Here is a 24,738-nt window from a genome sequence, read left to right as displayed (position 1 = left end):
ATTCACGCTGCTAATAATTAACTAGTAGTAATGTTTACACTAAACGTAGTAAAAAGCACTCATCCTTGCACAATAGTGCGAATATTTCGAAATAGATGTTAGTATAAATTTGTAGAACATATCATATAATGTACTTTTTAAGTTAACTACAATTAAGTGTTATAGGTGGCGTTATCTTGAAAAAAGAATAAAAAAAGACTTGATAAAGGTAATATCTGTTCTTACTATAGGTGCTATTTTAATTCATTTGTCTACTTATCTCTTTAAATATTTTTTATAGTATATCTATTCACAAAAAAAGTAAGAAAAAAACAAGAAGCCTTTCGAAGGCTTCTTGTTTTTATCAAAATACATGATTCAATTTACTTATTTAAGAATACAGTGGCTATTTTTTAAAACAAGCAATAACGTGGTCCATATTATATCCACCTAGCAGAAAAACCCCACCAATACAAGCTGAAAAACTGTTCCTATACCAGTTCCACAAGCTCCGATTCAAGTCGCTGCTACAATTCTTGCCACAACTAAGTCAACTAAGAGTATAGTTGAAAGGCAAAGTGCAACTTCTGCTATGCACAAATACTTTCAGGAGCTTCTTGTTTGTTACTACTGTGATATATGCTTTGTTTTATCCATTTCACTCAGACATGTTGCACCGAGCAAAAGAATAGCGCCTATTATTTGTAGGGTCGTCATTTTTTCTCCTATAATCATTGTCGAAATAACTAATGATGTCAGTGGATCAATATAGCTTAATATAGCTATACTTTGCCCTTTTAGATGACGCATCCCGAAAAAGAACAAATAGAAGCCGATTCCAGCATGGACAATGCCCAATGCTATAAGTAAGCTAATTGACTTTATATCGATTTGCATGACTTGAAATCCATTGGTCCCCAAAAGATAAAGTGCAAGGAATAAAGCTGCTAAAGCAAGCTGAATAATCGTATTATCAGGCTCTTTTAATCCACGAATATACTTATTTGTGAATGTTACTATTGTATAGAAACAAGCTGCAATGAGCCCATATACAATACCGATATAATGTTCGCTCGTTTCAGTAGTTTGGCTTTGAACGATAAAAAATAGTCCTACTAGAGCCACGCAAATATAAAAAACTTTTCTTACTAATATTTTCTCTTTCAAAATTATAGGTGACAAACAAATCACTAGTACTGGAGCAAAGTAATAGCTTAGAGCAGCATTTGCGATGGTCGTCTCCTTATACGCTTGGAAAAGAAAAATCCAATTCCCGCACAAGGCTAAGCTCGAAAGTACCAATGGCCATTTGTTTTGCAAAATAGATATTTTCGTAAACCTTTCTTTTTTATAAAAGAAAATCACAAGTAAAAAACAAGAGCCAATGAGACTCATCCAAAAGGCAATTTCACTTGAAGGCAACTTAATATATTTTGCAAAAACACCGACAGCTCCAAAAATAATCATTGATAAAATAAAAGATAATTTTCCGCTCATTTCTAATTCCTACTTTCTACATGTATATAGTCAACGATATACAGTAGAATCTATTGAGAATTAGCAAGCTTTTAATGAATGCCTAAACAGCAGATTCTACTGTAAAGACATTGTTGGGGGTGCTATTGTTCGATACATACTAATCCCTCCTTAACGGATTCAATTATAACATATTTCTGAATATTCATGCGTAAGAATATTAATGCTAGATGCTATCTTTTGATAAGTACCAGAAACGATAAAAATTATTGAAAACTGGCATGCTAGATAAGTTTTGGAGTTAATACAATGTAAGGTAGGACAAAATTAAAAAGGTAGGTGAAGAAACGATGGACACAAAAGAGCTACGAAATGCAATTGCTGAAACATGTGAAAATTATGATAGCCTATATGCTCAGCTAGTAAAACCGATAAACCAAATATTAATCAATATAGACGCTTCAATAAGTGAAGATACAGCGAATAAAATCATTGAAAATCTAAAGTTATTCCACAGTGGCGATAAAAACATTACTGAATGTCACTTCGATGAGAGCGAAAACTTCTTAAAGGAAGGTATTCAACTTCTTCAGAAAGGTGATCTTGCGAATGGCGCATTACAAGTTTACGGTGCTGGTTTAAACTTTGCCAGTTATAATTTAAAGTTTCGCGGGCTAAAAAATGATAACCCATACAATAATTTCGAAAAAAATTTTAGCCTTATCATAGACTCACTAAAAAAATAAGCACAAAAAAGAAAGAGCAAATATTGAAAGGCTCTTTCTTTTTTAAGTATGTCATTACTTAAATTCTAATTCTCCATCATAAGCAAGCATGCCGCCTTCAAGGTTTGTTACGTCAAAGCCTTGAGCTTCTAAGTATGCACAAGCATTTGCTGAACGACCGCCAGCCTTGCAAACGATAATGTATGGTTTAGAAGCATCTAATTCACCTAAGCGCTCAGGGATTGTCCCAAGTGCAATATGTTGAGCACCTGGAATCACGCCTTGTGCCACCTCATCATCTTCACGAACATCAATAATGTATAGGTCTTCGTTTGCATCTAATAGTTCTACTATTTCTGTTGTATCCATAGATTTCATAAGTGTAGTCCTCCAATATGTCAATTTCCTTTTCCATTATAGCCCGAAGGCAAAAAAACAGCTAGTGTCGTGAACACTAACTGTTTAAATATAATGTTTCTATTCTTCTTTCTCTAAAAAATCGACTTGCTTTGCTGGAACAAATGTAGAAATAGCGTGTTTGTAGATAAGATGCTGCTTGTTTTCAGCATCTACTAATAACACTGTAAAATTATCATAGGATTTCACAGTCCCTTTTAACTGAAATCCGTTTAACAGAAACACAGTTACAAAAACACTGTTTTTACGTAGATGGTTCAAGAACGTATCTTGCAAGTTAATTGATTTCATTAAAGATGCCTCCCCATACTCTCTTTCTACCTCTTCATTCCTATAGTAGCATGTTCTACCAATTTATCAATTAGTAATTTTTAGAAATTTTTCTTCATTTAGGATCATCATCATAACGTGTGGTTGATTTCACCTTGGATTAAAAAAGTTTTTCGTCAGTATTAAGAAAATGTACATCCATTTTGTTCCGGAAATATGTTAGCTGTCTTTTCGCATAGCGGCGAGAATTTTGTTTTAAACTGTCAATGGCCTCTTCTAAAGAACATTTTCCATCTAGGTAATCATATAATTCCTTATAGCCAATTGCTTGGATCGACTGCACACCTCGAATATTTTGCTGCCATAAACCCTTTACTTCTTCCAAAAGCCCTTTTTCCATCATTAAATCGACACGAAGATTAATACGATCATAGAGCTCTTCACGTGACATATTTTGCCCAAGCCCTAAAATCACATGGTTGTAAAGTGGAACTTCTCCACGATTGTGTGCTTCGGATGCCTTTGAAACGCCACTAAGTTCAATCATCTCTAACGCACGTATGACACGGCGCGTATTATTTGGATGAATTGTCTCTGCTGTTTGTGGATCAAGTTTTTTAAGCTTAGCATGCATTGCTTCTGGACCTAATTTCTCCAGTTCCTCATAATAGGCTTTTCGTACCACCTCATCTACCTGCTCCTCTGTAAATTGAAAATCATAGAGCACTGCCTGCACATATAAGCCTGAGCCTCCTACAATAATCGGTAGCTTGCCATGAGCTTGAATTTCCGCAATTTTAGCTCGCACTAATTTTTGATAGTCAGCTACTGAGAAAGGCTCCGTTGGCTCTTTAAAGCTCAGTAAATGATGTGGCACACCCTCCATCTCTTCCTCAGTAATTTTCGCTGTACCAATGTCTAACCCTTGATAGATTTGCATGGAGTCACCGTTAATAATTTCACCATTATATTTTTTCGCTAACTCAATGCTTAGTGCCGTTTTACCAGAAGCAGTAGGCCCAACAATTGCTACGACCTCTGCCTGTTGTATTTTATCTTGTATCATATTTTTCTAACCACCGTAATAAAACTTGATAGACTGCCTCTTGATTATCCTCGTTCAAGATTTCATGTCGCTTATCCTCAATTAAGTAGACCGTCACATCCTGTAAGTCCGCTGCTACAAATTGTTCTGCAACAGCGTATACGCCTTGTCCTTGTTCTCCGACCGGATCCTTGCTACCACTTATCAACAGTATAGGTAAGTCTTTCTTTATTTTTGCTATCTCTTTTTTACGATTTAACGACATAAAACCAGTTGTTAAATCCACAAAAAATTGATTTGTTGGGATAAAGCCGCAATACGGATCATCTATATATTTTTGAACCTCATCCTCTACTGAACATAGCCAATCATACGAAGTCTTCGAATTTGGAAACTGCTTATTAAAGCTACCAAAGCTCAACGTATTTAACAACTTGCTCTCCGTCTCTTTTCCAAGCTGCTTTGCTAATGTTTTTGCTACTAAATTCCCCATCTTATGCAATGCTGTAACGTTTCCTGTTCCACAAAGAATCACATAATCCACTTGATTACTATACAATTGAATATATCTTCTAGTAATGAACGATCCCATACTATGACCAAATAAAATTAAAGGTACATCTGCGAATTGTGCATGCAACAATGTTACTAACTCATGTGCATCTTCTACGACACGGTCAAACCCATTTTGTTCAGCAAAAAAACCTAGAGTGCCATTATAGGCTGCCGTTTCTCCATGTCCTCGATGATCATGCATTGTCACTGCATAGCCAGCTTCATTTAGTGTACGAGCAAATTTTGTATAACGTCCACTATGCTCCGCCATTCCATGCAAAATATGAATATGACCAATACATGGATTCGACGGCTCGAATGTTCGAGTAAACACAAAATGGCCGTCTGACATTTCAATATAACGTTCCATCCCTTACACTCCTCCCTCCACAAAATTTGTAGCATCTAAAATAGCTTGCTCTAGTTGAGCGATATACGTATTTCTTTGTGATTCTGTATAGTGAAAATGTTGCTGCATAACTTGAATGACCTGCTGTTTATAACGTTTTACCGCATCAATATCAAAGTATAATAAGCCTGTACGGCGAATAAAGAAATCACTTGGAGTGTACACCATTTCTGCTTCTATGCCATAAAGTAGCATTGCATGTAAGGCAAGGGGCATCGTACTTCCATGTTCATGCAAATATTTCACCTGGTTATATAATGCATCAACATTCGTGCCATATTTTTGTACGAGCTGTTTTGCTTCATCATAATTCAGGCCATATTGAACGCCCTCTCTTGCTTTATAAGCACTATAATCAGTGAAATTGATGGCGTTAATGCCTTTTGCTCCTGAAAGCGATAACTCACGCGTCACACATGGACTTGCATGCTTAAATTTATGCATTTTCACAATTTTATCAACGATAGTTTCTGCCATTTGACGGTAGTCCGTTAGTTTGCCACCTGCAATTGTTATTAGTCCACTTGGTGCCATCCATATTTCATCTTTTCGTGAAATTTCGGATGGATCCTTTCCTTTTTCAAAAATAAGTGGACGCACACCTGCCCACGACGATTCAATCGTTTCTCTTGAAATATTTGCTGTTGGAAAAATAGTTTTTGCAGCTGCAATTAAATAATCAACGTCCTCTTGGGTAGCTACAGGATGTACAGGATCTCCCTCGTAAACCGTATCTGTTGTCCCTACATAGGTTTTGCCATCACGTGGAATAGCAAAGGCCATACGTCCATCCATTATATCAAAGTACACTGCCTGCCTTAGTGGAAAATCCTTTTGATCAAGGACAATGTGAACCCCTTTTGTGAGGCGTAATTGCTTTTTGTCTGCTACTTTATCCTTTTGACGAACCTCATCCACCCAAGGCCCAGTAGCATTGACGATTTGAGCAGCTTGCACTTCGATTGTTTTCCCTGTCACATGATCCTTCACTTGTACCCCAACAAGTTTTTTCTTCTCATATAAAAACCCTGCCATCTCTGCATAATTTAGACAAAGCGCCCCATATTCCACAGCTTTTTTCAGCACTTCAATTGTCAGACGGGCATCATCCGTACGATATTCAACATAATAGCCACCACCGACAAGCTCATCTCGATTAAGTAAAGGCTCTAGTGCTGCCGCTTCCTGAGCGTTCAGCATTGTTCTACGTTCATGCTTTTTCACACCTGCTAATCGATCATATACCTTCAATGCCAATGACGTTGTAAATGGACCAAGTGAGCCCTTCTTATATAATGGGAGTAGCATTTTTTCAGGTGTTGTCACGTGAACAGCATTGTCATAAACAATTTCACGCTCACGCCCAACCTCAGCTACTACACCTACTTCAAATTGCTTTAAATAGCGAAGTCCACCATGGATAAGTTTTGTTGAACGGCTTGATGTGCCAGCAGAAAAATCCTGCATCTCAATCAAAGCGACTGATAACCCTCTAGATGCAGCATCAAGCGCAATGCCAGCACCAGTGATGCCACCACCAATGACTAATACGTCAAAGCTATATTGCTCTAAAAAATGCATAATTTTAGGACGATGCTCAAATGAAAACATATCTTTCTCCCCCATTTGCTATAAATTGAAAATACGTGTAACTTCTACTGCGTATGCTAACCTGATTACACTAGCAATAACTTTAAGCATAGAAATTCTAATGTCATTTGTATTAAGCTTTACCTATAAAATAAAATTCCTTTTATGCGCATGGATTGTTCATGTTGCTCTTGAGCTGTTGTTCTAGACGTTCCAACTACATTACCCGTTTAAACATTTTTTCCACTTCATAAGTAGTAAAATGTATAAGTACTGGACGTCCATGCGGGCATGTAAATGGATTATCAGCATTGCGTAAATCTTGCAATAACGTTTCCATTTGCTCTTTCGTTAAATAATAATTGGCCTTTATCGATTTTTTACAGCTCATCATAATAGCTGCCGCCTCACGTAATTTTTTGACATCCGCCTTTTTAGTTGTTAGCACCTGTTCAATTAGGTCCTCAATAATTTCTTGTTCTTCCCCTGTAGGAAACCAACTAGGATGCTCTCTCACGACAAATGATGACTGTCCAAACTCTTCTAAAAATACGCCAACAGCTTCTAACTCCTGCCTATTTTCTCTTAATATAAGTGCCTCATCAGCTGCATAATGGAAGGTCAATGGAAGCAATAAAGCCTGACGCTCATTTGGATTCACCTGACCGACCTTTTCACGGAAAAATTCATACTTAATACGTTCTTGAGCAGCGTGCTGATCGATTAAATAAAATCCATCCTCCATCTGTGCAACAATGTATGTGCCGTGAATTTGCCCTACTACTTCAAGCGCAGGGAATGGCTCTTGAATAGGCTCATCCGTTAGAACTTCCATTGCCTCCTCTAGGGTCACTTCTTCAAGAGGGTTCACTTCTATCATTGGTGTTGGTTGCCAACTGTCCTCTATGGCAGTAGGGACGGACTTGGGTTCTGGCACTATAGGGTCTAATGTGTTCGATTCCTGAACAGTTTGCACATCATAAAGCTTTTCTACAATGGCATTCATTTTCTCCACATCAAGCTTTGGTGCCGGCTTCCATATATTTAACTGTTCCGTCGCAGACTTCGCGACTTTCTCTTTCTTTTCCATTTGTGGCACTCGAATTACATTGCGTATTTGCTCCCGTACTGTTCCTTCAATTAGTTTAAGAAGCTCTGGTTCTTTACTTAAACGTATTTGATGTTTTGCAGGATGCACATTGACATCTGTTAAATAAGGATCACCCTCTATAAAGAGTGCTACAATTGGAAAACGCTCAATTGGCAAATACGTATGATAGGCATCTACAATCGCTTTTTGTACTAAATAATGCTTCACCCAGCGACCATTCACAAACAACGACATATAGTTTTTCGAGGCACGGGTCACCTCTGGTAGTGATACAAAGCCAGAAATCTTATAATCATGTGACTCTCCATGGAAGGACACCATTTTCTTGGCATTATGCACACCGTAAATGGCAGCTAATACTTGCTGCACGTCACCTCGTCCATTTGTTTGTAACAATTGCTGGCCGTTATGTAGCAATCTAAACGCAATTTGTGGATTTCCAAGTGCAAGGCGGTTCATCAGATCAATTGTATGCCCAAGCTCGGTCTGAATTGTTTTCATATATTTTAATCGAGCAGGTGTATTGAAAAATAACTGCGCCACTGTAATATCTGTTCCCTTGCGCAAAGGGCCAGGTTTATGTGTGGCGATATGCCCACCCTCAAGCTCTAAATAAGTACCCGATTCACCATTTGATGTAATGAGTGTCATTTTAGACACCGATGCAATTGAAGCTAATGCCTCCCCACGGAAGCCAAGTGTACGAATTCGAAATAAATCATGCTCCTGATGGATTTTACTTGTCGCATGGCGAGAGAATGATATTAATGCATCCTCTTCATCCATGCCACCACCATTATCAATGACCTGAATTGAAGTGAGGCCCGCTTCTAGTAAAAAAACATCAATGGACGTACTTCCTGCATCAATGGCATTTTCAACAAGCTCTTTGACTACAGAGGCTGGCCTTTCAACTACTTCCCCTGCAGCAATTTTATTGGACAGCCACTCGTCCATAATTTGTATTTTTCCCATAGCGCATCACTCCTTTACTTTTTTGCGTTTACTAGCTGCTGCTGTAATTCGTATAAAATATTCATGGCTTGCATTGGTGAAGTGCCAAGAATATTTACTTTTTCTAAGTTTTTAAGCACTTCTGCCTCTGCTGGTGAGGCTTGTTCTTCCTCCGTAAATAGTGACATTTGCACTGGCTGTTCAGTTACCTCCTGTGATATGGCTACTTCCTTTCCAGCCTCAAAGTTTTCAAGCAGAACGCGTGCTCTTGTTAAAATTTCCTCTGGCAATTGTGCAAGCTGTGCTACATGAATACCGTAAGATTTATCGGCAGCTCCCTTTTTCACCTTATGCAAAAAGACAACCGTGCCATTTTTTTCAGTAGCAGATACGTGTACATTTTGCAGTCGAGGAAGCTCCATTTCGAGTGCCGTTAATTCATGATAATGAGTTGAAAACAGCGTATTTGCCCCAATTTTATCATGAATATATTCCATCATGGACTGAGCAAGACTCATGCCATCATAAGTAGATGTCCCACGACCAATTTCGTCAAACAACATCAAACTATTTTTCGTAGCATGCATAATAGCGTGCTGAGATTCTAACATCTCCACCATAAATGTTGATTGTCCCGCAGCTAAATCATCCGCTGCACCGATACGAGTAAAAATCTGATCTGTAATTGGTAATCTAGCTTTTTCAGCTGGCACGTAACAACCCATTTGTGCCATGACAACAATTAGTGCAACCTGACGCATATACGTACTTTTACCGGACATATTCGGACCTGTAATAAGCATCATATTGTTATTTTCCTCAAGTACACAATCGTTTGGTACATACATTTGCTTATTGAGCATTTTCTCTACAACCGGATGGCGCCCTTCAATAATTTCAAGCGAACGTCCGCCATGAAATTCTGGCTTTGTAAAACGATATTTCTCTGAAACGCTCGCAAAGCTTAGCAGCACATCTAACTCACTAATGCTTGCCGCTAACGCTTGTACACGCGGAATATATGCCTTTAACTCATCGCGTATTTCCACAAACAAGTTATACTCTAACGTTAAACTTTCTTCCTCGGCATTTAAAATTAATGCTTCTTTTTCCTTTAGCTCTTGTGTAATATAACGCTCGGCATTTGCTAAAGTTTGCTTTCGTTCATAACGTGTTAAATCAGCTAAATGGATATTAGATTTCGTAATTTCAATATAGTAACCGAAAATTCGATTGTAGCCGATTTTTAAGTTTTTAATGCCTGTTTTTATCCGTTCCTCTTGCTCGAGCTGCGCAATCCAATCTTTCCCATTACGAGAAGCATAACGTAGTTCATCTAAGCGCTCATCATAGCCATCTCGAATGACGTCACCCTCTTTAATCGTAATTGGCGGATTGTCTGTAATAGCACGAGCTAATAGTGCCTCTACATCCGCACACGTATCAAGCGCAGCGCCAAGCTTTTGCAATGTTTCTTTATTGGCACCAAGTAATTGTTGCTGAATGGCAGGTACTTGACGTAATGAATCACGTAGCTGCGCTAAATCACGTCCACCAACATTACCAAAAGCTACACGCCCAGCTAAACGCTCTAAATCATATACTTGTTTTAAAGAGGCTTGAAGCTCCGTTCTTACAAAATACTCCTCTAATAGATCAGTGACAGTTGCTAGTCTTTCTTCAATGGCAGAACGTGAAGCAAGAGGTTGGTGTAACCATTGCTTTAACTTCCGTCCCCCCATTGCTGTCACTGTGTCATCTAACAACCATAAAAGTGTGCCCTTTTGATCGCCACCGCGAATAGATTGAATAAGCTCTAAATTACGCTTTGAGCTAGAGTCAATACGTAAATAATTTTTCATTTCATTGTAAGTAAATGCTTGAATATGTGATAAAGAACGCATTTGTGTTTTATCGATATAAGCCAGCAAACGAAGGCAAGCAATCTGTAAATCATTTGGCACCGCATCTAAATAATGTGCAGCTTTATCCAATGTCATTTCACCTGTTTCAATAGAAAGGACGATACCTGCGTTTACTGCATGCTCTGCTAATAGAAGTTGCAAACTTTCCGTTACAATTAATTCACGAATACCATATGCCTGCATTTGCAATAAAAGTGCTTTACCGTCGCCCTCAATAGAGGAGGCTACTGCTTCACCTGTAGATAAGTCTAAATAAGCGTAGCCAAATGTCGTATCGTCGAATTGCTCCGCAGAACCAATAAAATGATTGGTTTTACCATCAAGCGACTTACCTTCCATGATCGTACCCGGTGTAATAAGCTGTACAACTTCACGCCTCACTACACCCTTTGCTTGCTTTGGATCTTCTGTTTGCTCACAAACAGCAACCTTATAGCCCTTTTGCACAAGTGTTTCAATATAATTTTTTGCCGAATGATGTGGAACACCACACATTGGGATACGCTCTTTTGCACCAGCATCTCGGCTCGTTAATGTAATTTCTAAAAGTTGAGAGGCATTAATAGCATCCTCAAAAAACATCTCGTAAAAATCGCCTAATCTAAAAAATAAAAAGGCATCCTTGTAATCTTCCTTTACCTGCAAATACTGTTGCATCATTGGTGTATAAGTTGTCATTTTCAAAATTCCCTCGCTCTAATCATATAGATATTTTTATTATAACAAAAGATACATGCGAAACGCTTAATTCACCTTTTTTAAGATGCTAGCGTTTCGCATGTATGAAAGAAATATGGCTTTTAGTATTATCTTGGTCTTTCACCAGGAAACGATGAGGACTCTAAAACATACCTGCCTTCTCCACTAGAGCTGGACGAAGAACTAGACGAAGAGCTGGAACTTGAGCTAGATGAAGACGAGGATGAGCTCTCCTCATCAAAGTTCCATTCTTCTTCTAAATCTAGTGGATGTACACTAATACAAATCGTCGTTTCTCCCATTACCTCTACAATGACTTCGCGTTCTACAACGATTTCAAATTTCGTACCACATGGAGAGATGATTGCCTCTATGCAGTTTGGCTCTTGAATGACACGTACACGAACATCATCACCAACACTCACTTCGCCTTCTCTAAAAGAAAGCTTCACTTTGTCTTTATAGTGAACCGTTTCAGAAAACACTGCTGTTTTCGAATGATTACTATAGGCATACCATACATTGACATCAAATTTACCTGATACCTCTACAAATTTACCGACTTTTTTTGCGGAGCAAGTATGATTGATGACCCAGCAACCGAGAATACTCGTCGGCTTATTTGATGGACTTAATGTTACACGTTCTTCCGTTCTCTTCTTCCCTTTGGCAACTACTGCTCTCGTCACGATTTGTCGTAAACGTTTCAGCGCAATTCCTCCTTCGACTCTTTTCACTCCATCATATGCAGGTAACGCCTATTGGGTGAACATATATTTTATAGAATCGAATTGCTGATAAAATTCTTTTTTCATATATTAAAGTGACATGCCAAAAGAGACATGATATGTGAAGTGGAGGTTTGACGACTCTTTGGGGATTAGCGTCACAGATGAGACCTTGGAGCGCAGCGGGTAGGGGAACGAAGGCTAAAAGCATCACGTCCTGTGATAACGCCTTCGTGACCAACATCTTGTCGCTGACGCTTCGCTTTCGCGCAAAAAACATCCTGCCGCTGACGCTTCGCTTTCGCGCAAAAAAACATCCTGCCGCTGACGCTTCGCTTTCGCGCAAAAANCTGACGCTTTCCCTTCGCGCAACATCCTGCCACTGCCGCTACGTTGCACTGCGCTTTCGCACAGAAAACATTTGTTGCCCCGACGCCCCCAGGAAGCATTGCTCTGTGCGAAAGCGAAGCGACAGCAACGAAGCGCCCAGTCGGAACGGAAATCACCCCCCGTTTTGCCGAAGAGCCATACTTTATTTAATAGGGCATCTTAATTTCATTGACACAATAGTTTTCAACAATAGGAAAAGCCCGAATGAAATCATTCATTCGAGCTTTTCCTTCTATTATTTTTATGAGCAGCTACCTGGTTTTGTATTTTCTACTTGTGAGCCAGTTTCTCCACGTAGCAAATCGCCACCCGTTGAACGAACAATCTCATTTGTAACATTGTTAGCAATTGTATTCGAAACTAATTGCAACAAATCATTTACATCCCCTTGAGATTCTTTAAATTGTTGTACCACTGGGATTGTATTGATTTCTTCTTCGATTTTAGCGATTTTATCTTCAATCAATTTCAGCGCTTTTTCTTTTCCTAAGTGCTGGAAGTTAACAGCTTGCTTTTGTAAGCTCTTTAGACTTGCAATACGCTCACGTACTTGTTGGTTTTCATTAATTTGTGCTTCTGCCTTTTTGAAAAATTCAACTTCTGGCGTATTGGCAATCATATGCGCAATTTCGTGTGACTTCTTGATTAAATCATCTTTTGTATACAATACTTGTGTCATTTACGCTTCCACCTTTTCATTTTTTACTACTTCTACGAATTCGCCACTTAGTGAATACGAAGAAGCCTCAACTATTTTCACATTCACTAATTGACCAGTTAGATCTGCTGGCGCCTTAAAGTTTACAAGACGATTTTTACGCGTATAGCCAGCTAACACATCTTCGCGTTTTTTACTTGTACCTTCGACTAATACTTCTACTATTTCACCTTTCAATCCCTCTAATGCTTTGCGAGAGTATTCTCCTACAACCTCATTTAATCGGTGAAGACGTTCTTTTTTCACTTCTTCAGGTACATTATCCACCATTTTGGCAGCAGGTGTACCTTCACGAGGAGAATAAATATAAGTAAAGGCCATTTCAAAGCCTACTTCACGGTACAAGGATAAGGTCTCCTCAAATTGTTCTTCTGTTTCGTTAGGATAACCTACGATAATATCTGTCGTTAGTGTTACTTCTGGAATAGCCGCTTTAATTTTCGCTACTAATCCAAGGAAATGCTCGCGTGTATATTTACGCGCCATAATTTTTAGCACATCATTTGAACCAGATTGTACTGGTAAATGAATATGTTCAACTAAGTTACCACGTTGTGCAAGAACTTCGATTAAATGATCATCGAAGTCACGTGGATGACTCGTTGTAAAACGAATGCGCGGAATATCAATTTTTCGTAATTCATCCATTAAATCACCAAGTCGATATTCAATATCCTCAAAATCCTTACCGTAAGCGTTGACATTTTGCCCCAGCAGCATAATTTCTTTATAGCCCGCAGCCGCTAGTTCACGAACTTCAGCAATAATTTCCTCTGGACGGCGACTACGCTCCTTACCACGCGTATAAGGTACAATACAATACGTACAGAATTTATCACAGCCGTACATAATATTTACCCAAGCTTTGATGGAGCCAAGACGTTTTTTCGGCAGATTCTCAAGAACATCGCCTTCTTTAGACCAAACCTCAATGACCATTTCCTTAGACATATATGCTTCTTTTAAAATGTTCGGTAAACGGTGAATATTATGTGTACCAAACACCATATCGACATGTGGATAACTTCTTAAAATTTTATTTACAACGGATTCTTCCTGTGACATACAGCCACAAACTCCGATCAGCATTTCTGGATTTTTACGTTTATATTTCAGCAGGAAGCCAAGTTCTCCAAATACTTTGTTTTCTGCATTTTCACGGATAGCACACGTATTCAGTAGCACGACGTCAGCTTCATCAATAACATCTGTAGGTGTATAACCAAGCTGCATAAAAATCCCAGCCATTACTTCTGTATCATGCTCATTCATTTGGCAGCCGTAGGTACGAATATAAAATGTACGTCCTGTGCCCATACCTGCAAACTCTTCTGCAATGTTAAAGTCCTTATGGTACTTAACTTCCTCTTTCCCACGTTTTTTAGCATCTTTTAATGAAGGTGCCGTAAAGACCGTTTCAAAATATTTACTATAATCCTTTTCAGGCTTGTCTTCTTTTTTTGGTTGATTGACTTGTTGATTAGCTAAGCGTTGTTCTTCATTCATCGCAATCAGGTAACTCCTTTCAAACGAATTCCATACATTTGAATTCCCATTTTACTATTATACTGAATAATTGCTATAACCTACAAGGTTTGCGTACTAAATGTCGTGGTTTAGACTTAATTACTCTTAGCTAGATGAATTTATTCGTCAGGTTGAGGGGCGTGTCTGTTAGTTTCGGGGGACTTTCCGTCGTTATGACAGTTCTTTCCGGCGCTTTGAATTCTTTCCGTCACTTTGACGTTTCTTTCCGTCGCTTTGCCTGTTCTTTCCGTCACTTCGACAGTTCTTTCCGTCGCTTTGAATTCTTTCCGTCACTTTGACGTTTCTTTCCGTCGCTTTGCCTGTTCTTTCCATCACTTCGACGATTCTTTCCGTCGCTTTGAATTCTTTCCGTCACTTTGACGTTTCTTTCCGTCGCTTTGCCTGTTCTTTCCATCACTTCGACAGTTCTATCCGGCGCTTCGAATTCTTTCCGTCACTTCGACCGTTCTTTCCGTCGCTTTGCCAGGGCTATCCACTTTGATGGTTCTATCCACGACTTTGACGATTCTATCCATCGCTTTAAATTCTATCCACGACTTTGACGATTCTATCCGTTACTTTGGCGGTTCCATCGGTCGCTTCGTCGTAGATTCCCTCCGCCACTTCGCCGAGCCTATTCATCGCCCTCTTCCAGATAAAAAAATCACCGAAGATATCCATCAACGGCGACATTTATTATAATTCTATATATTGTTTTTTGCGTTGATCAAACCCAACAATTGATTGAAGGCCATAGCTTTTTAGTAAATCTGTATTGGCAAAGGTGTGTTTGCCTAAATCGTCTGGGAAATGCGCATCTGAGGAAACTGTAAAGGCTACACTATGATCAATTAATATTTGTAAGAAACGAGGTCCGGGGCACATTTCCTTTACTGGATAGCGATAGTATAAGCCAGCATTTATTTCAGTGGCAGTTTGTGTTGCCACAAGTGCTTTTGCAATTCTTTCATACCAAGAGTCAAGAAAAGCCGTATTCTTCACTTGATAGTCAAATACTTTAAAGTTGTCCAAATGTGCCACAAAATCAAACATATTGGAGAGGATCATTTTTTCAACTGTAGCAAAAAATCGTGCATAGTTTTGTTGTAAAGTAGCATTGTCCATGTCCTCAAATATGTACTGTGTTTGAGGGTTATCAAAGCCCCAGCCATCCACAAAATGGACGGATCCGATGACATAATCCCATGGATATCCTTCTAATAATGAAGTTAATTCTTCCTCACCACCGACAAAATAATCGGCCTCGATACCAAGCTTTAAGGAAATACCATGACGACTCCACTTTTCCTTTGCTCGATTAATGGCTGACACAAAATCATCGATGCTTTCCGTCATCACACGATCAAGCCAGTAACGCTGCACTTTACCTACTTCATTGTCATCCAACTGCATATAACGCTCAAAATATGCTCGCGTCTCCTTAAAACGATATAGATGGTCGACAATGCCAACCTCGCGCAAACCAAGCTGTTTAGCCTGTTGTAGATATAAGTCTAACCATTCTTCACTATAACAGCCACTTTGTAACCGCTTTGACAACTGCTGCATTTGCAACTCCACAAATGCTTTAGAACCTTTTGCTGTCACTTCATCTTCATTAAAAAATCTAATTGCCTGAGAAGTACGCTCTAGCCAACGAAATGAATATGGGCCCTCCTCTAAATGTACATGATAATCAATCATCCGCTTTTCCCTCCATTACATACCGTCCACTTTTCCTCATATGCTTGCCACTCCGATGGACAAGCTATATCACAAAGAATTTCTGAGCACTCCTCTATGTGACAAATTTGATAAAAGGACTTCCCATTTATTTTAGATGCATCCGCTAGTAAAAAGTTCATTTTACTATGGTCAAGCATTTTTTTAGAAATTAACGATTCATCCAAATCGTAATCGTAAACGATACATTCGCTAATACCGCCGCATGATATAAATGCTTTATCAAAATTCATATTATTTAACACTTCTAATGTCATAGCTCCTGCTACTGAAGATTGCTTTGGATTTGTTGTTCCTCCAAGTAAAATGACCTTCCCCGTCATTCTCCGCTCTTCAATAGCCAAATTAAATTGTACAGCTGCAGCGATGGAATTGGTTACGACAGTTATATCATCAACTGCCAGTAAAAAATCTGCAATGTGTACGGTCGTTGTACCTGTATCAACGGCAATTGTATCCCCATCACATATACGTCTTGCTGCTAAACGAGCTATATTGCGTTTCGCGTCTTTTTGCATTTGAAGCTTACGCAAAAACACGGGTTCATTTCTAACGTGCGTATACTTTACAGCACCTCCGTGTACTCTCGTTAATAAATGCTGTTGTTCTAGCTCATCAAAATCTCTACGAATCGTTTCTGGTGCCACTTGTAACTCTTCCGCAATATGGGCAACAACAATTTTCCCATCAACCTCTAACTGATTTAAAATAAATTCGAAACGTTCAATTTTTGAATAGGTCATGATAATGCAATCACATCTTCTTTCGCTACATAACACTTATATTTCTTACCCAGCTCAAACGAATGCCCTCGTTGGTGTAGCTGCTCCATCGTAAAGAGACCTTCTCCCTCTAACGTTGTTCGAATAACATTACCGCTCATTAGTGACTGCTTCGCCTCTCCAGTAATACAAACATCCCCCTGTCTCTGATCGAGATGAATAGCTTCTGGTCGAATCGCGAACTTTGAGTATTCTTTTGGCAATGTCTCGCCAATCATTTTCTCTAGAGCTCGGCGCGTAAAGACATTGTAATGACCGATAAAATTAGCAATGAATTCATTTTCAGGACTTGTATAAATCGCAGTAGGTGTTCCACTTTGTGCAATCATCCCATTATTCATGACAAATATTCTGTCAGAAACGGCCATCGCTTCCTCTTGGTCATGTGTTACTAAAATCATCGTTATACCTAGCTTTTTTTGGATGGCTCGTAAGTCTGCTTGTAGTTTCTTACGAATTTGGGCATCTAGCGCACTAAGCGGCTCATCTAACAGCAACACCTTTGGCCGTACAATTAAAGCACGAGCAAGGGCAACACGCTGCTGCTGGCCACCAGACAATTCTTTCGGATATGCGTTTACTTTTTCAGATAAATGGACAAGCGCAAGCATTTCTTGAACACGTTGGTCAACTTCAGCAGGATTTACTTTTTGCATGCGTAAACCAAAGGCTACATTTTCTTTCACCGTCATATTTGGGAATAGTGCATATGATTGAAACACCATGCCAACTTGACGATCCTTAGGTTGAACACCCATCATATCCTTACCTTCAATGATAATTTTTCCTGCAGATGCATCTGTTAAGCCTGCTACAATACGTAAAATGGTACTCTTACCACAGCCACTCGGACCTAGAAGAGTTATAAATTCACCTTTTTCAATCTTCATATCTATATTTGATAAAACCGTCGTTAATCCATATTTTTTATGAAGTCCTTCAATCACAATATAACTCATAGATTTGTAGCACCTTTCGATTGTTTCGTTAATCTTGCAATAACGAACGTTAATAAGCCCATAAGAACGATGTAAATGAAGACAACTGCACTGGCAATATGTCCACTTGTACTAAGCTTTTTCATTAAATAAATTTGCACCGTTTCAAAGCGAGAACCGACTACAAGATTAATCAGTACAAACTCTCCAAAAAGCACGGAAAACGATAATAACGCACCTGCAAATAAGCCTGGATAAACAGTAGGTAACAATATTTTTGTAAATGCCTGCAATTTAGATGCTCCAAGTAATTGTGCTGCATCTAATAACTGTCGTGCATCTACATTCCGCAAACTATTGCGTGTCCCTTGGTAAATGTATGGTAGGATACCGACGACATAGGCCCCTAAAACGACTAAAATCATCGGCACACCAAATTTGCTATAAACACGAATGAGCCCGACTGCTAAAATAATTCCTGGAAATGAATACACCATAACAACTGCCATCTGAATCCATTTTTCATATTTTGGAAAATACAACACGATTACGAAAATGGCCGGTACGATAACGAGCAATGCGATCATTACAGCCCCACTCGACAATAAAACAGAACGTCCAAAAGCCTGAATAAATTCTGCATCCTGAAATAATGTAGCAAGCCATTTAAATGTTAATCCTTCTGGCAAAATGGTCTTATTCCAATTCGATGCAAAGGCATAAAGCATTGTTGCAATAACTGGCAACACTAAATACACCACTAACAGGAGGAAAAATAAATCAGCAAAGCCTCTTTTTTTCACTATAACTTCCTCCTTGTTTTTGAAATGCTCCATTCGCTTAACAGCATGGCCGTCACCATCGTTACTGCTAGTATTACAGCAATAGCACTTGCCAACTCTGGCTGGGCAAAAATATCTCCCTTAATAAGAGAGCCAATACGAATGGCCACTAGATTGTAATTACTGCTCGTTAACGCATAGGCTGAGGCATACGCTCCCATTGCATTGGCAAACAATACGCTAAATGTTCCAACTATCCCAGGAAGCATAATAGGGATCCCAATCTTCATCCAAAACTGCCATGTAGAAGCTCCGAGCAGGGCCGCTGCCTCTTTCCATTGTTGCTGAATTCCATCATAAATTGGGTATAAAAGCATTAAGGCTAACGGCAGCTGAAAATAAATATAAATCAGTAACAAGCCACCCCAGCTATAAAGAGAAAATGATGATAAAGCGCTGATACCCCATTTATCGAATAACAATGTAAAGAGCCCACTATTGCCAAGTAATACGATAAAGGCAAAAGCTAACGGAATACCTGAGAAATTTGACGTTAAGTTTGTCAGTATTAAAATTTTCTCGCGCACTGGCTGAGAAAATCTCATAATCGCATATACTGAGAATAAGGTAACGATTAAGGCAATGACTGCTGAAATAACAGACAGTGTAATACTATTTTTAAAGCCTTGTAAAATGTAATCATTCGTTAGTACAGATTGATATTGTGCAAGTGTAAATCCATCACTATTTTGAAAGCTTGTGATTAGCATATACAGTAACGGTACTAAGAAAAATAACAGGACAAGTACTAGAAAAGGAGAAAGCCAGGCAACTGTTTGCCGCTTCGAAATCAAAACAATCACTTCTTTCTATAGTTAATAGAGCCATTTAGATTAATCATTTTTATTAATTAGAAGGCTCATCACCATAATGTGGGGTTGATTTCCGTTCCGGCTCGCGTTGCTCGCTCCAGGGTCTCATCTGTGACGCTAATCCCCAAGGAGTCGCCCTGCCTCCACTCCAATCAACTAATACATTGCTTATATTTTAAAAATGTCATCCCAACTTTTAGTGATGAGCCAATTAGAGAACCTGTTTAATACAGGCTACTTAATTTCCCTGCTGGAAGCTTCCCTAACACGCCGGATTAATAATAATAATTAAACCTTGTTTAATGAATGCATTCCCTCTAATAACAGCGGAACCATTTCATCAGAGGGTTCGATATTCAATAAATGACAGCACAGCGGAGCAATTTGTAGCTGTGATACAATCTCATCCTTAATGCCTACTTTAACTTGATTCGAAATAACAAACATTGGTACATGACGATCCTCAGCTGTCGTGCCTCCATGATTACCATCACTCGTCATCCCATGATCAGCCGTCACGATAACTTCATAGCCCTGTGCAAGACATTTTGGAATAAATAAAGATAATAATGCATCAACTGCTAAAACACGATTTCGATATTGTGCTGAGTCTGCTGTAAATTTATGACCATCATCATCTACATTCATCGGATGAATATACAAGAAATCTGGTTGCTTTTGATCCATTAGCCATGCAGCTTCAGCAAATAAATGACTGTCTGGGTAGTGATCCTCAAAGTAGAATAGGCCATTCTCAATCGGCAATTGAGTATCTAATTGTAGCCTGTCCTCCATATGCACAAATGGTGCACGATTGTATAGCTCACTGACCCAATAATAGGCAGCTGCCGCTGTGGACAGACCGTTTTCCTTCGCTAAATGAAATAGACTATTTTGCGTGGATAAACGTACTGTCATATTGCTCGTTACCCCATGTACAATGGGTGGTGTCCCCGTTAAAATCGTTTCATATAAAGGTCTTGATAATGCCGGGACCTCCGAACAAACTTTGTAGCGTGCTGCAATCTTGCGTTCAACTAAATGGTGCATAAATCCCATATGGGTACAGGCTGTATCAAAACGAAGAGCATCTACGACAATTAACACAACTTTATTATTTTGCATGAATTAATACCTGCTCCTGATATAGTTGTGGAATTTGTTTTGTAGTTTCTTCCCATTTCTTTTGGTCTTTTACTGGCTGTGCATTTTTGTACATTTCTGCAGGTAATAATAGCTCCTCAACCTCTTGAGACAATTGAACCTTGTCGCGAATTGGGCGAGCATAACCCTTCGCTAAATTTTCTTGACCTGCATCAGATAAAATGTATTCACGAGCAAGCATTGCTGCATGAGGATTTTTGGCGTATTTATTAATGATCGTTGCATAGCCTGATGTTACAGAACCTTCTGATGGAATGACCACATCAAAACGTTTCTCATCAATTTGATGACGATAGCCAAGCGCATTAAAATCCCATAAGATGGCAACGTCAATTTCTCCTTTTTCTAAATTCGCAACAGATGGATCACCTTGTAAACGGCCTTGCTTTGCTAAGTCTGCGAAAAAGTCAATCCCTGGTTGAATATTCGATTCATCGCCGCCAAATGCCATAGCAGCTGCTAAAATAGCAAACTGTGCTTGGTTCGCTGTTAAAGCATCACCAATGCTGACAGTGTAATCTCCATTTTTAAGGTCCTCCCAAGAAGTTGGAGCGTTTTTGACGTTGTTTTTATCGGTTAAAAATGAAATGGTTCCCGTGTAACCGACGATCCAATGTCCTTCTTCATCCTTTGCCCAGTCAGGAATCTCATCCCAATAAGATGTTTTGTACGGTAATGTTAAATCCTTGTCCTTGGCAATCGGACCAAAGGCAATTCCTACGTCACCAATATCCGCAGTTGCGTCATCCTTTTCTGCTTCAAACTTTGCTAACTCCTCAGCACTCGACATATCTGAATCCTTATGCTTAAGGCTATATTCAGTACCAAGCTCATCCCAAGTCTCCACCCAGTTAGCCCACGTATCTGGCATACCGACAGAATTTACAGTTCCTTCTTCTTTTGCTTTTTTCGTAATCTCTTCAAGCGTCAAATCACTCTTTACCTCATTGGAACTAGATGAATTGTCAGAACAAGCTGCTAACATTGAAATTGCTAATGCACCGATTAGACCTTTCTTCCACAACTTTTGAATTGTCATGAGTTGGAACCTCCATTTGTTTATGTTTGTTTTCATTTGCCTTACAACAGTTATGTTAGAAAACAAACATTAAGCAAGTATGGAGGACGTTAAAATATTCAGTAAAAATTATGAAGGAATTATGAAAATCTATGAACAATTATTGATTTAAGGGGGAATTGTAAAGATGATTATTTGTTTGAGTGGGGATAAGAGGGAATCTAGTTTGTATGCGCACGTTTATGTATCTTCCCAAGACGTGCACACACTCTAGATTAATCTGATAAACCAAGAAAATCTGCATATGTATGCGGCTCGTTTTCCTTTAAAATTGTTAAAAATGTAAATGCAAGCTGTACAACTGACCACCATCTCATATTGTAGGACATCTCAAAACGAGCAGGCTCTAATGTAAAAACATCTTGAAAAATATCAAGTGGCTCAATTTGTTCATCTTTTAATATCGAGAGAAAACCTAAAAACAACGTATGGTCTTTGACCTCAATTATTTTTCCATCAACAAGTGCATCAATATTTTCTGGTTGATGAAAATTACATTGCGTCGCAACGTACCTCTCTAAATCCTGAGCCCGCTGTCTTTCTTCGCGTTCTTTTTTCTTTGCAATAAAATCAATGACGTTATCCACGTGCATCGCCTCTTCTTTTTTTCTTTTATTGTAGCATTTTTTACAATACTATTGCCCGAACACGCTCCCCATTTTTTCCCTTTCTACCAAAACAAAAAAAGAATGATATTAGCAAATTTGCCAAAATCATTCTTTTCTCAAGATATTTTATCCAGGTGTGTTAGCCAACCATTTTTATTAGTTAAAGGCTCGTCATCATAGCGTGGGGTTGATTTCCGTTCTGGCTGTGCGCTTCTTTGATTGGGATTGTAATGGTCACTTTTCCTCCACTAGTTGTTAAATCATTGCCAATTAGCAGTGTGCCACTATGACTCTGAACAATTGATTGAGCAATATAAAGTCCCATGCCATGGTGATTTCCTGCATTCCTACTTGGATCTCCGCGATAAAATTGTTTGGTAGCCTCATTTAAATCTCTCGGAGAGAATCCACAGCCGCTATCAGTAACGATAAATTGGATAAAATCAGCAGCGCCTTGCACAGTGAATGTCGCCTTACCATTTTCAGGTGTATGCTCCACAGCATTGGCAATAACATTTAAAATCGCTCGATAGAACTGTTCTTCATCGATAAACATAAATGCAGGAATCATTTCCTTCTTTACATCCACTTGTAGCCTTTTTTCCAACGAAAGAGCTCTCATTTGATTCTCTACTTCTGTCATAAATGCATCCGCTTTAACATTTGTTTTTTCACGAACGATATTTTTCTCCATTTTCGATAAATCAATTAGCTCTTTCGTGAATTTTTCTATTTCGATTGTATTTTTCAAAATATAGTTATTATATTCTTTTTGAATGTCATCTTGAACAGTATCCTGTAAAAGCTCTGCATTCCCTCGAATAATTGTAAGAGGTGTTTTCAGATCATGGGCAAGAGCAGAAATTTGTTCTCTACGGGTCTGTTCTGATTCCCATTGTTGTTTTAAGGAGCTATTTAAAGCCTCTCTCATATGCTCAAGAGAAATGGATATTTCATCTATTTCACGAATTCCTGAAGGGCTTATCGTAAAATCTAAATTTTGATTTTGTATTTTTTCAATCGCTTCCTGCAAACCAAACATTTTTTTCTTAAGCTTTCTTCCAAAATGGATCGCAAGGACAGTTACTAGCGTTATTATTCCTATAATAAATAATAGAACATCTAACAGTTGTGGATTTGGTAAATATTCCCTCATATTAGCCGAACGATACTGTGGCAATATATAATACCGTAATATACAAATCTCATTTTCTCGCTCTATAAACGAGTAAAATTGGGAGATACCTTGAGTTTGCTCTTTTTTCATTGCATTCCAAGCTTTATAGGCTTCCTTCTCTGAAAGATTTCCTGCAAGAAGTTTACCTTCTTTAGAAAAGACTGCGTAATCAACAAGGTCTGGGATCATATCAGCTGTAACCGTACTACTAGACGCAATACGATCTCTTGATAATGAAATTTGAGTTTCTGCATAATTTGCTGGTAATACGATGTTGGTAGAAAAGGCAAACATCGTTAAACCGATCAGCAACACTACTAACAGAATGGTGCCTAAACTTAGGAAAAGGAGATATCGAAGAAAAAAAGTATGAAGGCGTGTTCCTTTATTGGGCTTCATTGTCTCCATTTGTATCCAATCCCCCAAACAGTGTCAATGACGTCAATCTCAAAGGCATGTAGCTTTGAACGAATATTTTTAATATGCTCAGTAATAGCTGTACTGTCACTCTTCCCATCAAATCCAAAAATAGTTTCATAAATCTTTTCTTTAGAAAATACCTGTCCTCGATTTCGAGCTAGAAATTCGCATATTTCATATTCGCTTTTTGTCAGCATTACCTTCACTTCATTTACAAACAGCTCTTTACCTGATAGATTGAAGTGAACATTATCTACAAAAAGAATGCTACGTCTTTCTCTTTTTTCGCGTCTCAAATGCGCATTCACTCTTGCACGTAGCCCCCCAATTCCAAACGGCTTGATAATATAATCATCAGCACCAAGACCTAGACCATACATTAGATCCTCCTCCAATGATTTAGCCGTTAAAAAAAGGATTGGACAATCAACAGCATGACGTATTTGGCCACATAGAGTAAATCCATCAATTTCGGGCATCATCACATCCAGTAAAATTAAATCGAAGGCACCAAGATCCATTTTACTTACTTCTGTTGCATCAGAGACTGCCGTTACTAAATGTTCATCTTTTAGTAATGCATTTTTTATTAATACTAAAATGTCTCTTTCATCATCTACTACTAATATTTTTGCCATATTTCTACCCTCATCATT

22 protein-coding genes are annotated in these 24,738 nt (G+C 38.7%); 1 reads left to right on the top strand and 21 read right to left on the bottom strand.

Features of this window, described 5'->3' with window-relative positions:
- Window positions 1–606: 606 nt before the first annotated feature.
- Window positions 607–1,476, bottom strand: coding sequence for a DMT family transporter (locus tag AN161_RS10565; protein WP_053594310.1), 870 nt, complete (start codon window positions 1,474–1,476; stop codon window positions 607–609).
- A 329-nt stretch (window positions 1,477–1,805) separates the two neighbouring features.
- Here AN161_RS10565 and AN161_RS10560 point away from each other — a divergent pair, with 329 nt between their 5' ends.
- Entirely contained in the window at window positions 1,806–2,201 is a 396-nt protein-coding gene (locus AN161_RS10560; RefSeq protein WP_053594309.1) for a hypothetical protein, read from the top strand.
- Window positions 2,202–2,255: 54 nt separating this feature from the next.
- Here AN161_RS10560 and AN161_RS10555 read toward each other — a convergent pair whose 3' ends face one another.
- The 20 genes from AN161_RS10555 to AN161_RS10455 form a co-directional block, all read right to left on the bottom strand.
- Entirely contained in the window at window positions 2,256–2,558 is a 303-nt protein-coding gene (locus AN161_RS10555; protein WP_053594308.1) for a rhodanese-like domain-containing protein, read from the bottom strand.
- Between the two features lie 99 nt (window positions 2,559–2,657).
- Complete coding sequence (gene hfq / locus AN161_RS10550; protein WP_053594307.1) at window positions 2,658–2,888, bottom strand: RNA chaperone Hfq; 231 nt, start codon at window positions 2,886–2,888, stop codon at window positions 2,658–2,660.
- Between the two features lie 139 nt (window positions 2,889–3,027).
- Entirely contained in the window at window positions 3,028–3,933 is a 906-nt protein-coding gene (gene miaA / locus AN161_RS10545; RefSeq protein WP_053594306.1) for a tRNA (adenosine(37)-N6)-dimethylallyltransferase MiaA, read from the bottom strand.
- Window positions 3,920–4,837 carry an alpha/beta fold hydrolase gene (locus AN161_RS10540; protein WP_053594305.1) on the bottom strand — a complete coding sequence of 306 codons (918 nt, stop codon included), beginning with the start codon at window positions 4,835–4,837 and terminating at the stop codon, window positions 3,920–3,922. Before AN161_RS10540 ends, miaA begins: the two co-directional genes overlap by 14 nt.
- A gap of 3 nt (window positions 4,838–4,840) precedes the next feature.
- Window positions 4,841–6,487 (bottom strand): glycerol-3-phosphate dehydrogenase/oxidase, encoded by a 1,647-nt coding sequence (locus AN161_RS10535; protein WP_053594304.1) that lies wholly within the window; start codon window positions 6,485–6,487, stop codon window positions 4,841–4,843.
- A gap of 196 nt (window positions 6,488–6,683) precedes the next feature.
- Window positions 6,684–8,552, bottom strand: coding sequence for a DNA mismatch repair endonuclease MutL (gene mutL / locus AN161_RS10530; protein ID WP_053594303.1), 1,869 nt, complete (start codon window positions 8,550–8,552; stop codon window positions 6,684–6,686).
- A gap of 14 nt (window positions 8,553–8,566) precedes the next feature.
- Window positions 8,567–11,134 carry a DNA mismatch repair protein MutS gene (gene mutS, locus AN161_RS10525; RefSeq protein WP_053594302.1) on the bottom strand — a complete coding sequence of 856 codons (2,568 nt, stop codon included), beginning with the start codon at window positions 11,132–11,134 and terminating at the stop codon, window positions 8,567–8,569.
- A gap of 128 nt (window positions 11,135–11,262) precedes the next feature.
- Window positions 11,263–11,892, bottom strand: a complete 630-nt coding sequence (gene cotE, locus AN161_RS10520; RefSeq protein ID WP_241774540.1) for an outer spore coat protein CotE — start codon at window positions 11,890–11,892, stop codon at window positions 11,263–11,265.
- Between the two features lie 622 nt (window positions 11,893–12,514).
- Complete coding sequence (locus AN161_RS10510; protein ID WP_053594300.1) at window positions 12,515–12,952, bottom strand: RicAFT regulatory complex protein RicA family protein; 438 nt, start codon at window positions 12,950–12,952, stop codon at window positions 12,515–12,517.
- A complete protein-coding gene (gene miaB / locus AN161_RS10505; RefSeq protein ID WP_053594299.1) occupies window positions 12,953–14,497 on the bottom strand; it encodes a tRNA (N6-isopentenyl adenosine(37)-C2)-methylthiotransferase MiaB in 1,545 nt (514 codons plus the stop codon). It abuts the gene before it with no gap.
- Window positions 14,498–15,214: 717 nt separating this feature from the next.
- A complete protein-coding gene (locus AN161_RS10500; protein WP_053594298.1) occupies window positions 15,215–16,222 on the bottom strand; it encodes a histidinol phosphate phosphatase domain-containing protein in 1,008 nt (335 codons plus the stop codon).
- Window positions 16,219–17,004 (bottom strand): DeoR/GlpR family DNA-binding transcription regulator, encoded by a 786-nt coding sequence (locus tag AN161_RS10495; protein WP_053594297.1) that lies wholly within the window; start codon window positions 17,002–17,004, stop codon window positions 16,219–16,221. The genes AN161_RS10500 and AN161_RS10495 overlap by 4 nt, the downstream gene beginning before the upstream one ends.
- Window positions 17,001–18,002, bottom strand: coding sequence for an ABC transporter ATP-binding protein (locus AN161_RS10490; RefSeq protein ID WP_053594296.1), 1,002 nt, complete (start codon window positions 18,000–18,002; stop codon window positions 17,001–17,003). The genes AN161_RS10495 and AN161_RS10490 overlap by 4 nt, the downstream gene beginning before the upstream one ends.
- Window positions 17,999–18,784: an ABC transporter permease subunit gene (locus AN161_RS10485; RefSeq protein ID WP_053594295.1), complete on the bottom strand. Its 786-nt coding sequence runs from the start codon at window positions 18,782–18,784 to the stop codon at window positions 17,999–18,001. Before AN161_RS10485 ends, AN161_RS10490 begins: the two co-directional genes overlap by 4 nt.
- Window positions 18,784–19,626: an ABC transporter permease subunit gene (locus tag AN161_RS10480; RefSeq protein WP_198926866.1), complete on the bottom strand. Its 843-nt coding sequence runs from the start codon at window positions 19,624–19,626 to the stop codon at window positions 18,784–18,786. The genes AN161_RS10485 and AN161_RS10480 overlap by 1 nt, the downstream gene beginning before the upstream one ends.
- Window positions 19,627–19,923: 297 nt before the next feature.
- Window positions 19,924–20,760 carry an alkaline phosphatase family protein gene (locus AN161_RS10475; RefSeq protein ID WP_053594294.1) on the bottom strand — a complete coding sequence of 279 codons (837 nt, stop codon included), beginning with the start codon at window positions 20,758–20,760 and terminating at the stop codon, window positions 19,924–19,926.
- A complete protein-coding gene (locus tag AN161_RS10470; RefSeq protein ID WP_053594293.1) occupies window positions 20,750–21,838 on the bottom strand; it encodes an extracellular solute-binding protein in 1,089 nt (362 codons plus the stop codon). Before AN161_RS10470 ends, AN161_RS10475 begins: the two co-directional genes overlap by 11 nt.
- 254 nt (window positions 21,839–22,092) lie before the next feature.
- Window positions 22,093–22,470 carry an ELKS/Rab6-interacting/CAST family protein gene (locus AN161_RS10465; protein ID WP_241774539.1) on the bottom strand — a complete coding sequence of 126 codons (378 nt, stop codon included), beginning with the start codon at window positions 22,468–22,470 and terminating at the stop codon, window positions 22,093–22,095.
- A 175-nt stretch (window positions 22,471–22,645) separates the two neighbouring features.
- The gene (locus AN161_RS10460) at window positions 22,646–24,070 is read right to left on the bottom strand and encodes a HAMP domain-containing sensor histidine kinase (protein WP_053594291.1); all 1,425 of its coding nucleotides are present in this window, start codon (window positions 24,068–24,070) and stop codon (window positions 22,646–22,648) included.
- Window positions 24,058–24,720 (bottom strand): response regulator transcription factor, encoded by a 663-nt coding sequence (locus tag AN161_RS10455; protein ID WP_053594290.1) that lies wholly within the window; start codon window positions 24,718–24,720, stop codon window positions 24,058–24,060. The genes AN161_RS10460 and AN161_RS10455 overlap by 13 nt, the downstream gene beginning before the upstream one ends.
- Between the last annotated feature and the right edge of the window lie 18 nt (window positions 24,721–24,738).

It is taken from the genome of Lysinibacillus sp. FJAT-14222 (assembly GCF_001278875.1).
Taxonomy (GTDB): Bacteria; Bacillota; Bacilli; order Bacillales_A; family Planococcaceae; genus Lysinibacillus; species Lysinibacillus agricola.
This window is presented reverse-complemented; position numbering and strand designations above follow the sequence as displayed.

What these genes read in the sequence shown, in the direction of transcription:
- mutL (WP_053594303.1), bottom strand. Translation starts at nt 8,552, where the DNA reads ATGGGAAAAATACAAATTATGGACGAGTGGCTGTCCAATAAAATTGCT.
- miaA (WP_053594306.1), bottom strand. Translation starts at nt 3,933, where the DNA reads ATGATACAAGATAAAATACAACAGGCAGAGGTCGTAGCAATTGTTGGG.
- AN161_RS10560 (WP_053594309.1), top strand. Translation starts at nt 1,806, where the DNA reads ATGGACACAAAAGAGCTACGAAATGCAATTGCTGAAACATGTGAAAAT.
- AN161_RS10460 (WP_053594291.1), bottom strand. Translation starts at nt 24,070, where the DNA reads ATGGAGACAATGAAGCCCAATAAAGGAACACGCCTTCATACTTTTTTT.
- AN161_RS10490 (WP_053594296.1), bottom strand. Translation starts at nt 18,002, where the DNA reads ATGAGTTATATTGTGATTGAAGGACTTCATAAAAAATATGGATTAACG.
- AN161_RS10495 (WP_053594297.1), bottom strand. Translation starts at nt 17,004, where the DNA reads ATGACCTATTCAAAAATTGAACGTTTCGAATTTATTTTAAATCAGTTA.
- AN161_RS10455 (WP_053594290.1), bottom strand. Translation starts at nt 24,720, where the DNA reads ATGGCAAAAATATTAGTAGTAGATGATGAAAGAGACATTTTAGTATTA.
- AN161_RS10540 (WP_053594305.1), bottom strand. Translation starts at nt 4,837, where the DNA reads ATGGAACGTTATATTGAAATGTCAGACGGCCATTTTGTGTTTACTCGA.
- AN161_RS10535 (WP_053594304.1), bottom strand. Translation starts at nt 6,487, where the DNA reads ATGTTTTCATTTGAGCATCGTCCTAAAATTATGCATTTTTTAGAGCAA.
- AN161_RS10555 (WP_053594308.1), bottom strand. Translation starts at nt 2,558, where the DNA reads ATGAAATCTATGGATACAACAGAAATAGTAGAACTATTAGATGCAAAC.
- AN161_RS10565 (WP_053594310.1), bottom strand. Translation starts at nt 1,476, where the DNA reads ATGAGCGGAAAATTATCTTTTATTTTATCAATGATTATTTTTGGAGCT.
- AN161_RS10465 (WP_241774539.1), bottom strand. Translation starts at nt 22,470, where the DNA reads ATGCACGTGGATAACGTCATTGATTTTATTGCAAAGAAAAAAGAACGC.
- AN161_RS10470 (WP_053594293.1), bottom strand. Translation starts at nt 21,838, where the DNA reads ATGACAATTCAAAAGTTGTGGAAGAAAGGTCTAATCGGTGCATTAGCA.
- hfq (WP_053594307.1), bottom strand. Translation starts at nt 2,888, where the DNA reads ATGAAATCAATTAACTTGCAAGATACGTTCTTGAACCATCTACGTAAA.
- miaB (WP_053594299.1), bottom strand. Translation starts at nt 14,497, where the DNA reads ATGAATGAAGAACAACGCTTAGCTAATCAACAAGTCAATCAACCAAAA.
- AN161_RS10475 (WP_053594294.1), bottom strand. Translation starts at nt 20,760, where the DNA reads ATGCAAAATAATAAAGTTGTGTTAATTGTCGTAGATGCTCTTCGTTTT.
- mutS (WP_053594302.1), bottom strand. Translation starts at nt 11,134, where the DNA reads ATGACAACTTATACACCAATGATGCAACAGTATTTGCAGGTAAAGGAA.
- AN161_RS10500 (WP_053594298.1), bottom strand. Translation starts at nt 16,222, where the DNA reads ATGATTGATTATCATGTACATTTAGAGGAGGGCCCATATTCATTTCGT.
- AN161_RS10510 (WP_053594300.1), bottom strand. Translation starts at nt 12,952, where the DNA reads ATGACACAAGTATTGTATACAAAAGATGATTTAATCAAGAAGTCACAC.